Below are 15,374 nucleotides of genomic sequence, written 5' to 3'. Positions count from 1 at the left end.
GTCGATGGTCACCTCCATTCCGATCTTGCTCAATTCCCTTCTCTACGCCGGGGTCGGCATCGCCGTCTTTGTCGCAGGCTTCATCATCCTGGATCTGCTCACGCCCGGCAAATTGTGGGAGGAGATACGCGACAAGCAGAATGTCGCGGTCGCCCAATTCGCGGGCGCGATCGCCATTGCCTTGGGTATCATCGTCGCTGCCGCCATTCATGGCTGACACGTCGTCGGTTCCAACCGAGCGCAGGCGCACAGCGCTGGTCGGGCTGCTGCTGGCCAGCGTCTTTGCCGTTGCGACCTGTGGTCTCATCTACGAACTGCTTGCCGGGACCATAGCCAGCTATTTGCTGGGTGACAGCGTCACGCAATTCTCGACCATTATCGGCACCTATCTCTTTGCCATGGGGATGGGCAGCTGGTGCTCACGCTATGTGAAGCGCAACGAACTGCGCCTGTTCATCCGGGTCGAGATATTGGTCGCCTTGCTGGGCGGCTGGTCGGCGGCCGGACTGTTCCTGCTCTTCCCTCTGGTGGAGCAGTTCCGGCCGATCCTCTACGGCCTCGTCTTCGTCATCGGCTTCCTGGTGGGCCTCGAAATCCCGCTGCTGATGCGTATCCTGCGCGATCGCTTCGACTTCAGCGAAACGGTGTCGAACGTTCTGACCTTCGACTATGTCGGGGCGCTGGCCGCCTCTCTGCTGTTCCCGCTGCTGCTGGTGCCTCATTTGGGGCTGATCCGTACAGGGCTGATGTTCGGCTTGCTCAATGTCGGCGTGGCGCTGCTCCTGTTGCTGCTCGTGCCTGCCCGCGCCAGGCTGATGCGCGAGCGCATCCTTGCGCTGATCGTCATGGCCAGCCTGATCGCGGGTTTCCTGCTGGCCGATCGCATCCAGCGCTGGTCGGAGATCGCCGCTTATGGCGAACGCGTCATCTATGCGACGTCGAGCCCTTATCAGCGGCTGGCGCTGACCCGGCATGACGACGACATCCGTCTCTATCTCAACGGTAATCTGCAATTCTCCTCGCGCGACGAATATCGCTACCACGAAGCGCTGGTGCATCCGGCGATGGGCCGGGTAGCCCGCCCGGCGCATGTGCTTATCCTGGGTGGTGGCGACGGGCTTGCGGCGCGTGAGGTGTTTCGCCATCCGCAGGTGCGCAGCGTCACGCTGGTCGATCTCGATCCCGCGATGACCCGCCTGTTCAGCCAGACCGGCCTCTTGCGTTCGCTGAACGGTGGCGCGCTGACCGACAAGCGCATGCATGTCGTCAATGCCGACGCCTTTCGCTGGGTGCGGGAGGCGAAAGCACAGTTCGACGTCATCATCGTCGACTTCCCCGATCCGGTCGATTTCTCGGTGGGCAAGCTCTACACCGAAACCTTCTATCGCATGCTGCGCCCGCATCTGGCGCCTGGCGGCATTGCGGTGATTCAGAGCACTTCGCCGCTGGTAGCGCCTGCTGCCTTCTGGACGGTGGCGCAGACGCTGGAAGCGGCCGGTTTCCAGACCCGTCCCTATCATGTCTATGTGCCGAGCTTTGGTGAATGGGGCTTCATCCTGGCAGGATTGACCGATCCGGGAACCACGACCCGCCTGCTGCCCAGCAACCGCTTCCTGTCCGACGCAGCTGCGCGACAAGCGCTGTTCTTCCCGCCCGATATGGCCCGACGCCGGGTGCCGGTGAACCGGCTCGACAATCAAGCGCTGGTGCGCAGCTTTGCGGAGGAATGGGCGCGCTATGAAGGCTGATCGGCGCTCGATGTTGAAGGGAAGCGTAGCGGCGGCCACTGCGCTGGCTCTGCCCGGTTGCGAAACTCCGACATCAGGCACTAGCGGTGGAGCGGACATGGCGCTTGGCCACCGGCTGCGCGACCGCGCTTTCCCCGAACCTGAGCGGGAGGAGCATGTGCCCTTACTGATCGCGGGCGGCGGCGTTGCCGGTCTGTCCGCGGGCTGGCGGCTACGAGAGGCAGGCTATCACGATTTCCGCTTGATTGAACTGGAGCGGCAACCCGGGGGCAACGCCCGTGGCTGGCGCAACGCGGTGTCGGCCTATCCGCTGGGCGCCCATTATCTCCCCATTCCAAATCAGGAGGCCCGCGGGCTGCGCCATATGCTGCGGCAGTTCGGCATCATTATAGGCGATCGGAATGGGAAGCCGGTCTATGATCCGCTGCAACTCTGCGCCGACTTGCAGGAGCGCTTGCTCTGGCAGGGCAAATGGCAGGAAGGGTTGGTACCGAAAACCGGCCTGTCAGTGAAGGACAAGGCCGACCTCGTCGCATTCGACCGTGCCATGGCCGATTTCTCGCGCCGGCGCGATGCGCAGGGGCGGCCCGCCTTCGCCATTCCCATCGCCTATAGCGCGCAAGATGCCGACCTGCTGGCGCTCGACCGGATCAGCTTTGCGCAATGGCTCGATGAAAGAGGCTGGACCTCGCCAGTGTTGCGCGCCCATGTCCGCTACGCCTGCCGGGACGATTACGGCACCGAACCGGCCGAGGTGTCGGCGTGGGCCGGCATCCACTATTTCGCCAGCCGGCGCGGCTTCACCGCAGATGGCGCAGGCGACAATGAACTGACCTGGCCGGAAGGCAATGGACGCCTCACCCGTCTGATGGCCGAGCGGCTAGGGAACCGCATCCTTACGGGGCAGGTCGCTTTCCGCGCCCAGGCTGATAAGGCCGGCGCAGCCGTCGATGTCTTCAACGCTGCGCAGGGCACCAGCGTCCGCTACCGCGCCGATGCCGTCATCCTTGCCATGCCGCACTTCATCGCCAGCCGCCTGCTCGGCGAAAAGCCCGATCCCGCCCATAGCTATGCTCCCTGGCTTGTCGCCAACGTCACTGTCGATCGCGTGCCGGCTGGAAAAGGAAGCGGGTTGGCGTGGGACAATGTCTCGGCAAGCAGCGCCTCGCTCGGCTATGTCGTTGCCACCCATCAGAGCGCTTCGCGCGAAGGCCCGACGGTGCTGACCTGGTATTTGGCCCTGTCCGACATGTCGCCTATCTACGGCCGTCGCCTCCTGGTCGAGCGCTCCGACGCGGAGTGGCGACGGATGGTGCGCGACGATCTGCTGGGCATGAACCCCGATCTTGACGGCGCGATCCGGTCGATCGACCTGTGGAAATGGGGGCATGCCATGATCCGGCCGACGCCTGGCTTCCTGTGGCGGGTCGTGCCGGCCCAACGGGCTGCGATCCGGCCGCCTTTCTTCCGCGCCCATTCGGACATGAGCGGCCTGTCGCTGTTCGAGGAAGCGCATTATCAAGGCATGGCAGCTGCGGAAGCCGCCTTGTCGTCGCTCGGCCATGCTCACGAGACCCTCTTATGATCCCGCCCTCGACATATGATGGCAGACACCTGCTGGCGGACTTCTATGGATGCCCGGTGCTGAACGATGCTGCCTTGATAGAGATCGCCCTGCGCAGCGCGGCGGAGAGCGCCGGGGCGACGGTGATCGGTCTTCACCTCCATCATTTCGGGGAAGAGCAGGGTGTCACCGGTGTGGTCCTGCTCGCGGAATCCCATATGTCGATCCACACATGGCCCGAACATGGCTATGCGGCTGCCGATATCTTCCTGTGTGGCGCCCGTCATGATCCAGCGGCAGCGCTGGCGTCATTGTCCGAGCATCTGGCACCCGAGCGGATGGTCAAGACGGAGGTGAAAAGAGGTGAACTGGCGCCACCGGGAGCACATCATCGTCGATGACCGCACTCGTGAATGTCTCTTCTGGAGAGCTCCATCGAGGCCGTGAATGGCGGCTAAGGATCGGAATTGGCACAGGCCTCTGGTACGTTGCCCGCGGGCTGGCGCTTGAGAAACCGCGCTACAAACATTTGCTGACGGTTCAAGGGTGCCGACCCGGCCGGTGGCGGAGTTCGGCCAGCCGCCGCCAGCATCGCGCTCCGTGTGAACGCGGGCCAGTTCGGCAGTTGGTGGATATATGTCTCAGCGCACCATTGCGCCCAAGCGACCGTTGCCGACCGGCAACCATCGCCCCAGCGTTCAGCAGGCGGATCAAACCAGATGCGGTGATCGTAGCCGATCGTCTTGTCTATGGCCGCCGAGGACATTGTTTTAAGAGCGGGGTAGGCAACCGCTAACCCCTGACGCTGGTGGACGGCTATCTGCCGGTGCCGGACAAGCCCGGGATCGGCATCTCGGTGAACGACGCGGCGCTGAGCGAGCGTACCGATCCCGAATTCAAGCCACTCTAATGGTCAGTCGGCCTTCCAACCGAAAGCCGACATCATGACGTTGAACAGCCAAGTGTTAGGGAAGAAGCCCTTCACGCGTTCCGCCCCGGGGCCGCTGGCCGCCGCGACGACCTCTTCCCCGGCATGGGCGCCCTTGCCGTCGGCGACGATCACGCCGGTTCCGGGCGCCGACTGGTCGGCAGAAACCTGCTCGGCAAGCGGGCGATCGCGTGTGCCCGACAGCAGTTTCAGATTATAGGAATGGTCGGCGACGAACAGGATCAGCGTATCCTTGCCCACGCGCTCGCTGACCTTGCGGATCATGTCGTCCATCTCGATGACGTGCCGCAGCCCGTCCTGGAGCTTGTTGGTGTGCATGTCCCACTCCACCATCAGGAAATAGCCCTTCGGGTTGCGACTGAGGCTGGAGATGGCGGCCTCGACGGTCGGGATGGCGGCATAATCCTCGTCGCGGATGATCGCGGCGCGGCGCGTATCCGGCTTCAGCACGGACGGATCGTCGCTGAAGGTATAGCCCGCGGCCTCGAAGGCCTGGGCCGCCGTCCTTCCCGTGCCGGCAAACGCGGCATCGGCGGCCGCGCGGTCCTTGCCGATGACGATATCGACGCCGTCGCCATAGCGGGGCGCCAGCAATTGCCGGAAGATATCGTCCTTCTCGGACCGCTTGCCGACATGGGCATAGCAGGCGGCCGGCGTCGCATCCCAGATCGGCATGTTGGTGATGACGCCGGTGGAAAGCCCGCGCTGCTCGGCATATTCCAGGATCGTCTTCAGCGGCGTCACCGTCGTCCCGTCGGCGGACGGCAGGACGGAATTCATGCCGCTGTTGGTCTTGTGGCCCGTGACGATCGCGGTCATGCCCGCCGCGGAGTCCGTCACCCAGCGGTTGAGCGCCGAGGTGTCCGACAGGCCGATATGGGGCATGGACTGCAGAAACAGCGATTGCGGGCGATCATGCGCATAGATGCCCGCCGCGTTCAGCGTCGGCAGGCCGCCCGCGTCGCCGATGAACAGGATCACGTTGCGCGCCGGGCGTGCTTCGGCGGGGGTCGCAGCGACGAGCGACAGCATCGCCAGCGCAAGCAACGCAGCAACTCGCCCGCCCTTGCGATTGCGGGACGCGCGGAAATGTTCGATCGATCGGGACATGGGCTTGCTACCTCGGGAGCGTTGGAGTCTTCGGGGCCTAACGGCGGACTGTTGCAGATCCGGGTCGCAGGCCCGATGCGGTTCAGGGGATGAAAGGGGTGCTGAGCAGCGTGCCGCTCGCATCCGACAGCGGCACACCCATGTCGGTTTCCGTGCCGAGGCCGAAATAAAATCGCCCGCGGAAAACGGCGAACGACCGCGCGAAAGTGGGTGCGTCAAAGCTCAGCAGCAGCTTCCCCTTGCCCAGGTCGCGCTCGAAGCGGGTAACCGAAATGCGGAACCGGTCCGGCGCCTCCCGCCTTGCGGACAGGCAGTAGAGGCGGCCGTCCCTGACGAGGATGTCCCAGGGCTGCTCGTCTGCCGGCAGGGCCAGGCGGCGGGCCTTTTCCGGCGAGGTCGCCGCGAAGAGGCCGATCGGTAGCCATTGGTGGTCATTATGCTGCCATCCGCCGATATAGACCGTCTCCTGGCCGATCCGGGCCCAGCGTTCGACCAGCCCCGTCCGGGTGCCGTCCGCCGGGACGCCGGGGAACAGCGCCGGCATTCCGAAAGCCACGGGCTGAAAGCCGTTCCGGGCAGAATCAAAGCGGAAGAGCGTCGCCATCCGCAGGCCGTCCTCCCCCTCGCCCACTCTCAACGGCGCGGTCGTGCTGGCGTAGAGCGCGTCGCCGATCTCCAGCAGGGTCCAGAACCGGCCCACGACGACGGTCTGGTGCCCCAGCACGGTGGCGTTCCTGCCCGCCGGGGAGAAGGAAGGCGCCAGCGCGGGATTGGGAAGCAGCGCCGCGGGTTTCCACGTCGCCGCGTCGTCGTCCGATATCCAGGCGGAAATGGACTGGTCGAACGCGCCGCCCACGGCGACCAACCGCCCAGCATAGGCGCGGATGTCGTAGACGTGGATGCCGTGCGGCACCGTCCGAAGCTTGGTCCAGCGGCCATCGGCACGGCGATAGAGATTGCCGTAGGACCAGTCGTCGCGGCTGTCGTGCCCGGGGACGATCAGGCTCCCGCCCGTCGGGTAGAAGTGGGTGATCTGCTCCTCGTTGACGGTATATTCCTCGGCAAAGGCCTGTCCGTCGTAGGAGATGACCGGAACCGGCCCGGAATTGGAGGATGGCCCGCCATTCGCGCTGTTGCCCGCACCCAGAAAGAGCCGGTCCTCGAACACCTCCATGGTCCAGATGTTGCGGGCATAGGGCGCATCGGGCCAACGCCGCCGGAACGGCGTTCCCACAACCTGTGGCTGTACCGTCCGCTGAGCAAACGCCGCGTGGAAGGGAAGGACAGAGGTCAGCGCAACGGCGGCCAGGAATTCTCTACGCTTCATGGGTCATCTCCGGTCCGACACGAGCGGACAAACATGAGGAAAGTCGATGGACGCGAAGGCCGGCGGCGGGCGCCCCGGAAGGGGCACCCGCCGCCGCCGCTCGCTAGAATTTGAAGCGAACCCCGGCCCGGAAGGCGCGGCCCAGGTCGGAATAGGCGCGGTTATATCCGAACTGCGCGGTGCTGAACCCCGGGCCATCGGCGGATGCGATCGGCGCGCGATTGGCGATGTTGGTGACCACGAAGAAGCCCTCCACGCCTTCGACGATTTCATGGCTCGCCGACGCATCGACCCAGAAGGCACCTTCGACATGGTTGTTGTTGATCGTGTTGTTTCCGCCGGGGCAGTTGGTGCTGCATTCGACGAAGCTGGTATCGCGGACGCCGGCGCTGATGCCGCGGCCGGTCAGCGATACGGTGAGCGGTCCATTGCGGTAGGATAGATCGGCCAGATAGCGATATCTCGGCGCCCCGCCTTCCCGAAGGGCGGAGTCGAAAATCCCGGTCAGCCCGCTTTCGCTGCCGTTCTTGAGGTTGAGGGTGAAGAGTCCGCGGAACGACAGCGTGCCCGAACCCAGCGACGCCGCCACATCGGCCATGCGAAGCCGGTAGCTCGCCTCGAAATCAATGCCCCGCGCCCAGAAGAGGTCGAGATTGACGGGGCGCGTATAGACGTAGCGGATCTTTCCATTGTCGCCGCGCACGATGTTGTCGCAGAGATCCTGGATACCGTTGAAGCACTGGTCGACCGTCGAGCTGCCGGACACCGAGGTGATGGCGTCGCGGATTTTTACGTCCCAATAGTCCGCCGACAGCGACAGGCCGGGGATGAAGCGGGGCGTCAGGACGGCGCCGAAGGTGATCGTGTTCGCCTTTTCCGGGCGGATCGTCGGGTTACCGGTGGTGATCAGCTGCGTCGTATAGGCCTCGCCGCCCAGGAACGGGTCGGAGATGACGGACGACCCGGTGGAACCCGCGGCGAACAGCTCCGACAGGTTGCCCGCCCGGATGTCGCGTGAGCGGGTGAAGCGCAGTTTCACATCCTCGGTCGGCTCGAACGTGACGCCGCCTTTCCAGGTGGTGACGAATCCCGACGAGCTGTAGTCGGTGCCGCGAACCGCGCCGTTGAAATCCAGCGACTTGAAGATCGTGTCCTTGACCAGCGGGACGACGACTTCCAGAAACCCCTCGGTCACGTCCATCGAGCCCACGATCGGCTTGTAGTTGCCGTTGGCGAAGCCGTTGACCAGGCCCAACGGGTCGGCCGTGCCATAGGCCTTGTCCTTGCGGTATTCGAAGCCGGTGGCGATGGACACAGGGCCAGCCCATGTCGAGAAGGGTTCTCCCCGGAGCGTGCCCGCCACGCCGTCCTGGCGTATGGTCTGGCGCACCCAGTCGGTCCCCATAAGATAGTCGATCGCGGCTTGGTTGTTCACCCCGGTGCCGAGCCGGTTGTAGGGCACGCAGCCGTTGCCCGGGTTCGTCAGCGTCGACCGGCAGACGACGACGCCGTTCGGACCGCGGACGGCGTCCATGGCCATGTTGAACTCGGCGCTCTTGGGCACCATGAAGTCCTGACCGATCTTGCTGATGCTGCGATAGGCCGAGACTTCCCAGGTGAAGCCCTTTCCGAAGAGGTCGAGCGATCCGTTGGCGCCGACGAGATACTGGTAGAGCGAGTGATTGCTCTCATAATTCTTGTTGCCGAAGTCCCAGTTGGACGATCCGACATTCAGCGTGGTGAGGCCGAGCTGGTCCATGCGCTGGGCGACGCTGGCGGGCAGGAAGGCGTTGTCGCGGCTGATATTGGCGGTCGTGATGGTCGGCGCGGCGACCGATGTCACATTCGAACGCGTGAAGATGAACTGGCCGTAGAGCTGGATGGAATCGGTCAGATCGAAGCTGGTGCGCGCGAAGGCGCTCTGCCGCGAATTCCCGTTGAGGAAGGACTGGGTGTTCTTCGACCAGTCGGTATATTTCCAGTCGCCGCCGACGAAGGTCGAAGAGGTCAGCAGCGATCCGAAATTGATCTGCGCGGGCGTGCCGTTCTGTCCGAAATACACGCCGCGCAACGGGCCGGACGTCACGATACCGCCCGGCGCGATCGCGCTGTAGCCGACATGCTCCAGCGAAAGGTAGCGGGGCTGGCCGTTGGTCGCCGTCCAGTCCGGATTGGCGAAGGTCCGGTTTCCGTTGTACCAGGACCGGGGTACGCCATCGATCCCGTCGATCTGCGAATGTTCGACACTGAGCAGGATATGGCCGCGGCCGCCGGCGAACTTGGCGCCGGCGCCGAGCGAGACCGTGTAATTCTTCCTGTCGCCATAGGTGGTGACGCCGCCCTGCACCCTGCCCTTAACGCCGGTGAATTCCTTGTCGAGCACGAAGTTGACCACGCCGGCGTCGGCGTCCGAACCCCAGGCCGCGGAGGCACCGCCGGTCACGATGTCCACACGCTTGATGAAGGCGTTGGGAATGACGTTGATGTCGACGATCGATCCGTTGATGGTGGCGGCAGGCAGGCGGCGCCCTTCCAGCAGGACCAGGGTGCGGCTGGTGCCCAGGTTGCGCAGGTCGAGCGAATTGACGCCCGTGGCACCCGAAGCGGTGGTCCCTGTGTTCTGCGCCGGGGAGTTGCCGGGGGTCACCGCCGGCAGCAGGGTGACATAATCGGCGATATTTTCAGGCGCTCGCCGGGCGATTTCCTCCTCGCTCAGCACCGTCGTGGGCGTGGGCGCGTCATAGCCGTCGCGAACGATGCGCGTTCCGGTGACCTGGATATCGGTCGTGATGTCCCCCGCGTCGGACCGCTGGTCGGACATGCCGCCCAATATGGCGACCCCGCCGCCGAAGGACCGGACGGTCAGCCCCGTATCCGCCAGCAGCCGGTCGAGCGCCTCGCGCGTGTCGAGGGTGCCCTGCACCGCCTTGGTGGTCCGTCCGTCGGTGTCGCGGCCGGCGACGATGACGCGAATGCCCGCCTGGCGCGCGAACTCCCGGACCCCGCTCGACGCCGCCTGGGCGGGGATATCGAAACTGCGGGTTTGGGCCTGCGCCACGGCGGGCAGCACTATCGCCCCCGCAATGGCCGCCATGGAGGAAAGAGATGAACGATATTTGAAATTCATTGGGAAAGCCCCTCTGTTTGATGCTCTCAAACCTATTGACGGGCTGGATTTTTATTTCGGTCACCCCGAATAAATTAATCATTCAAGGCATTTTTACTTCTTTTTTATTACAATTATGCCGTTCCCATGCTCGACCTTGCCTCCCGACAGGACCGCGGCGGCCTGCGCGAACTGCTCGATGTCGCTGGCGCCGAACAGGCCGACGATCCTGGTGTCGCCGATCGCAGGATCGGCGATGATGATCTTGGTGCTGTTGACGCGGTTGAACCGGGCCACGGCCGATTTGATCGGCACATTGTCGAACGAGATCTGGGCCAGTTCGGGCGGCGGCAGGGACGGCACGCCCTTCGTTCCGGGCGCGGGCAATTGCACCGGCCCCAGATCGAGGGTCACGGCGTCCCCCGCATGGAGCAGGACCGCCTGTTCACGCTCATCGCGCGACCACACCAGCACGCTGCCCTCCGTCACCTTGACGGTCCCGCCGGTCAGGCCGACACGGCTGACCGAATAGACGGTCCCGGTCGCCTGCGCATAGACATCGCCGGATCGTACCACAAAGGGGCGCGACTTGTCCTTCGCGACCTTGAAACGCGCTTCCCCGTTCAGCAGGGTGATCCGGCGAAAATTGCCGGACAGCGTGACTTCCAGCTTCGCGCCATGGCGCAGGGTCGCGACCGATCCGTCCTTGAGTGTTACCACCTGTTCGCCGGCGCCATCCTGAACGGCCCGCCCGAACGGCAGGGGAACCGGCACGCCCACCATGACGGCCGCCGCGACCGACGCGGCGAGCGCTGCGCCGGCTGCAAAGCCCCTTGCCCCCCAGCGGAAAAATCCGCGCTGCAAAGGCCCGGGCACGTCCGCGTTTGCCCCATGCGCGGCATCATTGTCGTTGTCGCCATTCGACGAAGGAGAAGGCCCAGTCGCCTCATGGGCATCAACCACTGCCTCTTCCATGACATGCAGGGCGGCACGAACGCGCGCGAAGGCGCCGCGATGACGCGAATCCTCCGCGAGCCAGGCTTCCAGCTCGGCGTGGCTTTCCGGCGACAGCTCACCATAGGCTGCCTCTACCGCCCAATGGGCAGCCTGGTCGTCGATGCTGTTAGAGGAACCGGGGGGTGCCAATGGCTTCCGCCTTCTGTTCTACGGTCTCTTGCCCGTCGCCATGTGCCTGCGCGTCCTGGGCCGCGATTGCCTTCAGCACCTTTTGCACGCCGCGCACCAGATGATTTCGTATGACATCCTCGCTCACTCCCAGGCGCTGGGCCGCCTCTCTTTGTGACACGCCTTCTATCCGTCGCAGCTCGATGGCCTGGCGGCAGGTGTCGGACAATTCGGCGAGCAGCCCGTTTACGCGCTTCAGATCTTGGTCCGCCGCCACCGCCCGATCTGCCAATGGCTCCCTGTCCATGACGTTCAGCCATTCGTTTTCGGTCATGGACGTGAAACTAATTATGCCCGAGCGACGCATGATGTCGGTCGCGACCGCATGGGCGGTGCGATGGAAATAAGCTGCGGGATTGCGGATATGATCGACGGAGGCCAGGCTGGCGATGCGGCAATAGGCTTCCTGGATCACGTCGTTGGGATCGACCACATTGCGCCAGCGACGCGAAAGCCAGCTGCGCACGGCGCCTTCATGGGGCAGAACTTCCCTGCCGATCCATGCGGAAATGATGTCGTGCCCATCCCCCATGCGCCGTCAGCCGTTCGCGATCCTCTGGATTTGCCGCCAGCCGAATCGGCGCAGGCAAGGATGGCTCCCAAAAGACCCTGCACGTGAAAGATTGATGACAATTTCCGCAACCGGCCGTTCCTAGCGTTCAGCCCCGGGCGCCTGGATCGGCGTTAGCTGCTACTATTGGTCCATCCGTTCGATCGATTATACCCGAGTCGAGCGAGCAGCGCGTCCGCAATCGTTGCGAGGTTTGCGACGCTCATCGCAGACCGTCAGCAGGAAAGAGAGGCAATTGAGCCATCGGCTCGACAATTCGCAGGCCATTTGAAACAATCTCAAGATGCGGCGCTAAGCTGACGATCAGTGCAGGTCCGCGGCCGACAAATTCGACATCGTTAAGCCGTTCGAGGCTGCAAAGCCCTGCCGCCATAACGAGCCAGCGATCCCGCGCATGGAAGGCATGGCTCCGCAGTTGCTCTTGCAATGAAGAGAAGGCCGCTCGATGGCCCTCGAGCTCGACATGCAAATGCGAGCGGATCGCTCCAGCGAGCCTGAGCAGAAGCAGAGTTCGCCATGAAAAACGAGCCTGCGTTCCCTTTCCGCACGCCGGAACATCAGGTTGAATGAGGCCCTGACGACCAGTCCACTCGCGGATCTGGTCAGCCGAAAGATCGGTGAGCGTCTGCGCCTCTCTCGATCCTACCAGACGCATGGCCCTAACCCCACTGATTGGGCGCCCGCCCGACTGCTCCACGGAATGGGTGTCACACCCATCCAGGCGCGTAAGGTTCGAGACACTATCAAGGCGACCGGCGACGCCCCAGAATGTGCCGATCCGTCTAGACCCGAGTTTACCAGCGCCAGCACATAGACGCGATCATAGGCGGAAGAGAGGGTCTCGGCATAGCCGTGGTCCCAGGTCTTGTGGACGGAGAGGTCGATTGTCTGCACGCGGTCGTCGCGATCCCAACGGATGGTGGCGATCGGCCCGTCGAGCTTCTCGACGGTTCCACGCTCGGCATTCTTCAGGTGCAGGTCCTTGTTGACGAGCCGCCATTGGATGCGGTCGCCCTGCGCAAGATCGCGCTCCTCGCGATTGAAGACGTTGATCTGGCGGGGACGGCCAAGACGCGGGTCCCACCGGATGATCCGACCGTTCTCATCGCTCACCGAGCCGAGCGTTTCCAGCGTCATTTGGCGGCGCGATATCGCCCACTCATCATTCTGCTCCAGCATCAGCGCGCCGACGAGGCGGATCACGGCGGCATCGTTGGGGAAGAGGCCGAGGGCATCGCGTGAATCCCGCGGGACACGACCCGGGCTGACGTTGAGGAATGCTGTATCGCAGTCCGTCGAATGCGAGAAATTAACACCCCCACTTTGTGATGATCCATCATTCCAAGCCTGCATAGCCACCCTCTAAAAGGTGGCAGCAAAAATAAGGGAGGGGAAATTGCGTTACCGATTGCTCATCGCCATTTGCGGGATATGCGTGTCGCACGTTGCACTGGCTCAGGCCGACATATCACCGACCCAGCCAGCCGGTGAACCGGCCGCCAGAACAGGGAGACCCTCGCAAGACCTGTCTTCGCAAGACCTCGGCGAAATCATCGTTACGGCGTCGCGCCGGAGCGACACCGTTCGGAAAACGCCCATCGCCGTGTCCGCCTATGCCGGGCAGAAGCTCGAGGCCGCCCAGACGAAGAGCCTCAACGACCTAGTCGGGCCAAGCCCCAACATCCAGATCGGCAACAGCTACAATTCGTCGAACATCACAATCCGCGGCATCGGCAACCAGCAGATCAACGCAGGCCAGGATTCGGGCGTCGCGATCCATTCCGACGGGGTCTATATCGGCCAGCCGTCACTGACCCTCGCGACCTTCCTCGATCTGGCGCGCGTGGAAATTCTTCGCGGGCCGCAGGGCACGCTGTTCGGACGTAACGCCACCGGTGGCGTCATCAACGTGGTTCCGAACGAGCCGACCGCTGAGACCCATTATGGCTTTGACCTGACAGCGGGCGTCGATCCAGCCCTGTTCCAGATCTCAGGCTTCATCAACGGCGCGCTCAACGATTCAGGGACGCTGAGCGGCCGCGTCGCGGCGCAGCAGACTTATAATCGCGGCTTCACGCGCAATCTCCTCCCCAACGGCCCCAACCGCCTGGACGACGCGAAGAACCAGTCGATCCGCGGCCAGATCAAGTGGGAGCCATCGGACTCTTTCAATGCGCGGGTTCTGGTTGAATATGCCAACGACGATTCCAACGGACCGGCGACTTTCCTGGAGGGAACCCCCGATCCGACCATTCCGCTGCCGTCGATCCTAGTCGGACAGTCGCGCGGCGATGTCGGCGATCGGGAAGTGTTCGCGAACATCAACTATCGCAAGGTTCATGCCTTCAACGCGAACCTGACCCTAACAGCGCGGTGACGAAGTCGGTTTTCAGCCGGGTCTGTCAGCGCCTTCAGGGGTAAAAACGATGAGGAGCATGGCCCTTTCTCCGTCGAACTCGGCGACGAGGGCGATGACGAGCGCAACATCGGTCTGAACTACGAACAAGAATGCCTTGGATGCGCCCCTGGCGCCCCTCGGAGTGCCGCAACCGAACAGGGCGCGCATGAGAATGCCAAGATTGAACCCGGCGACGTGGATCAAATAACGCTTGTGAACATTCTCGCGCCCGCGCAGCCACGCGCGGCGCATGCCGCCGCGATCCAGGACGTGGGCAAAGCTACGCTCGACCATCTCACCACGCTTGCGCATCGCCTTGCGTCCGACGGCGGATTTCAGGCGAGACCGATTGGCGTAGACGGCCTTCTGGGCAGCCTCGTCGCCGTGCCAGCGCAGATATCCATTCGGCGGTGCCGGCTCGGCGATGCGCGTCTTCCAGATGTCGCCGTCGAGACCCTTGAGGAGCTCGCGCGAATGATAGCCTTTATCGGTCACAAGATCGCAGGGATCCCCGGACGTCGGCGCCAGGCCAATGTCGGCGAGGTTGCGTGCTGCCGTCTCCAGCGTGGCGTCGAGCGTTGTCGTGTCGCCCTTGTCGGCCGGGTGGATCGGCGCTGCCACGATAACACCCGTGTCGAGATCGACCGCGTGTTCGGGCTTGTAGGCCAGACGCGTCGAGCCGTTCTTCATCCGCGCGACCTTCGCGTCGGGATCGGTCTTGCTCGCCCAGTCCGCATTCGACAGCTTCTTGCCCTTGCGTTTGCGATCGAGCCGGACAAGGTCGTCGATCGTCGGCGTGTCGATGCCGCTCTCTTGCGCCATGCGCACCAGCATCTCGCGGTAGGTCTCGCCATTGTCACGCCGCACGATGGTACGCAGCGCGGCGTTCGCCTCCATGGTCGAGCCATCGACGCCGATCCGCTCGCCTTTCACCAGATCGTGCCCGGCGACGAGGGCCAGTACCCAGCCGAAGATCTGGTCATGTACCTCGTGCGGCAGGCGGCTCCGCGTCTTCGACAACCAGCTATGATCAGGGACCTTGTCGCGGCTCGACAGTCGCAGGAACTCCCGCAGCGACAGCGAATCCGAACAGCGCCAGACAATCCCGCGTTCGCTGTCGATGCCCTCGAAATAGCCGATCAGCAGCATGCGGAAATAGCGGCCCGGCGGCAGCGACGGGGCTCCCATCCGCGGCGCATAATAGGGCTTGCACGTCTTCTCGACAAAGCCATCGAAGCCCGCCTCGGCCAGCAGCTTCTGGAGCTTGTCGTAGAAAACATGCCCCGGTGAACGCGGTATCTCCGCCCACGTCACGATCAAATCGGACTGGACCTCGCTATCACGCCCCATCGCCATCGCCGCTAACCCGCCAGACAATCCCACTGCCGCACTGAATCAGCCACCGCCGACTTCGTC

General features: G+C 63.8%; 12 protein-coding genes and 2 pseudogenes. 5 read left to right on the top strand and 9 right to left on the bottom strand.

Translation table 11 applies throughout. From position 1 onward, the window contains the following. Window positions 1-4: 4 nt before the first annotated feature. From M529_RS46870 to speD, 4 genes are read left to right on the top strand one after another with little or no spacing between them, the layout of a single operon-like run. A complete protein-coding gene (locus M529_RS46870; RefSeq protein ID WP_021320081.1) occupies window positions 5-217 on the top strand; it encodes a DUF350 domain-containing protein in 213 nt (70 codons plus the stop codon). Continuing rightward, window positions 210-1,748 carry a polyamine aminopropyltransferase gene (locus M529_RS46865; RefSeq protein WP_021320080.1) on the top strand — a complete coding sequence of 513 codons (1,539 nt, stop codon included), beginning with the start codon at window positions 210-212 and terminating at the stop codon, window positions 1,746-1,748. The genes M529_RS46870 and M529_RS46865 overlap by 8 nt, the downstream gene beginning before the upstream one ends. Further along, window positions 1,738-3,333 carry an NAD(P)-binding protein gene (locus M529_RS46860; RefSeq protein WP_031295804.1) on the top strand — a complete coding sequence of 532 codons (1,596 nt, stop codon included), beginning with the start codon at window positions 1,738-1,740 and terminating at the stop codon, window positions 3,331-3,333. The genes M529_RS46865 and M529_RS46860 overlap by 11 nt, the downstream gene beginning before the upstream one ends. Further along, on the top strand, window positions 3,330-3,713 hold the full coding sequence (gene speD, locus M529_RS46855; protein ID WP_021320078.1) for an adenosylmethionine decarboxylase: 384 nt from the start codon (window positions 3,330-3,332) through the stop codon (window positions 3,711-3,713). Before M529_RS46860 ends, speD begins: the two co-directional genes overlap by 4 nt. 512 nt (window positions 3,714-4,225) lie before the next feature. Here the strand turns inward: speD and M529_RS46850 are convergent. From M529_RS46850 to M529_RS49565, 8 genes and pseudogenes are all read right to left on the bottom strand, one after another. Beyond that, on the bottom strand, window positions 4,226-5,371 hold the full coding sequence (locus tag M529_RS46850; RefSeq protein ID WP_021320076.1) for an alkaline phosphatase: 1,146 nt from the start codon (window positions 5,369-5,371) through the stop codon (window positions 4,226-4,228). Window positions 5,372-5,453: 82 nt separating this feature from the next. Beyond that, window positions 5,454-6,698: a hypothetical protein gene (locus tag M529_RS46845; RefSeq protein WP_021320075.1), complete on the bottom strand. Its 1,245-nt coding sequence runs from the start codon at window positions 6,696-6,698 to the stop codon at window positions 5,454-5,456. 103 nt (window positions 6,699-6,801) lie between these two features. Continuing rightward, window positions 6,802-9,825, bottom strand: a complete 3,024-nt coding sequence (locus tag M529_RS46840; RefSeq protein WP_021320074.1) for a TonB-dependent receptor — start codon at window positions 9,823-9,825, stop codon at window positions 6,802-6,804. A gap of 93 nt (window positions 9,826-9,918) precedes the next feature. Next, complete coding sequence (locus tag M529_RS46835; protein ID WP_021320073.1) at window positions 9,919-10,950, bottom strand: FecR family protein; 1,032 nt, start codon at window positions 10,948-10,950, stop codon at window positions 9,919-9,921. Beyond that, window positions 10,928-11,521: an RNA polymerase sigma factor gene (locus M529_RS46830; RefSeq protein ID WP_021320072.1), complete on the bottom strand. Its 594-nt coding sequence runs from the start codon at window positions 11,519-11,521 to the stop codon at window positions 10,928-10,930. The genes M529_RS46835 and M529_RS46830 overlap by 23 nt, the downstream gene beginning before the upstream one ends. A 241-nt stretch (window positions 11,522-11,762) precedes the next feature. Next, entirely contained in the window at window positions 11,763-12,215 is a 453-nt protein-coding gene (locus tag M529_RS49570; RefSeq protein WP_152522684.1) for a hypothetical protein, read from the bottom strand. 128 nt (window positions 12,216-12,343) lie between these two features. Next, window positions 12,344-12,667, bottom strand: a pseudogene (locus M529_RS48860) (MobF family relaxase); the annotation flags it as partial. Further along, window positions 12,668-12,796 (bottom strand): annotated as a pseudogene (locus tag M529_RS49565) (transposase); the annotation flags it as partial. Window positions 12,797-12,929: 133 nt separating this feature from the next. Here M529_RS49565 and M529_RS46820 point away from each other — a divergent pair. Continuing rightward, the gene (locus M529_RS46820) at window positions 12,930-13,937 is read left to right on the top strand and encodes a TonB-dependent receptor (RefSeq protein WP_084491361.1); all 1,008 of its coding nucleotides are present in this window, start codon (window positions 12,930-12,932) and stop codon (window positions 13,935-13,937) included. Window positions 13,938-13,949: 12 nt separating this feature from the next. On the opposite strand, the gene M529_RS46815 is transcribed toward M529_RS46820, so the two are convergent. After that, window positions 13,950-15,314 carry a transposase gene (locus tag M529_RS46815; RefSeq protein WP_013039168.1) on the bottom strand — a complete coding sequence of 455 codons (1,365 nt, stop codon included), beginning with the start codon at window positions 15,312-15,314 and terminating at the stop codon, window positions 13,950-13,952. Between the last annotated feature and the right edge of the window lie 60 nt (window positions 15,315-15,374).

The organism is Sphingobium ummariense RL-3, from assembly GCF_000447205.1.
GTDB classification, from domain to species: Bacteria; Pseudomonadota; Alphaproteobacteria; order Sphingomonadales; family Sphingomonadaceae; genus Sphingobium; species Sphingobium ummariense.
Note: the sequence above shows the minus strand (reverse complement) of the source record. Positions and strands in the feature narration are given on the sequence as shown.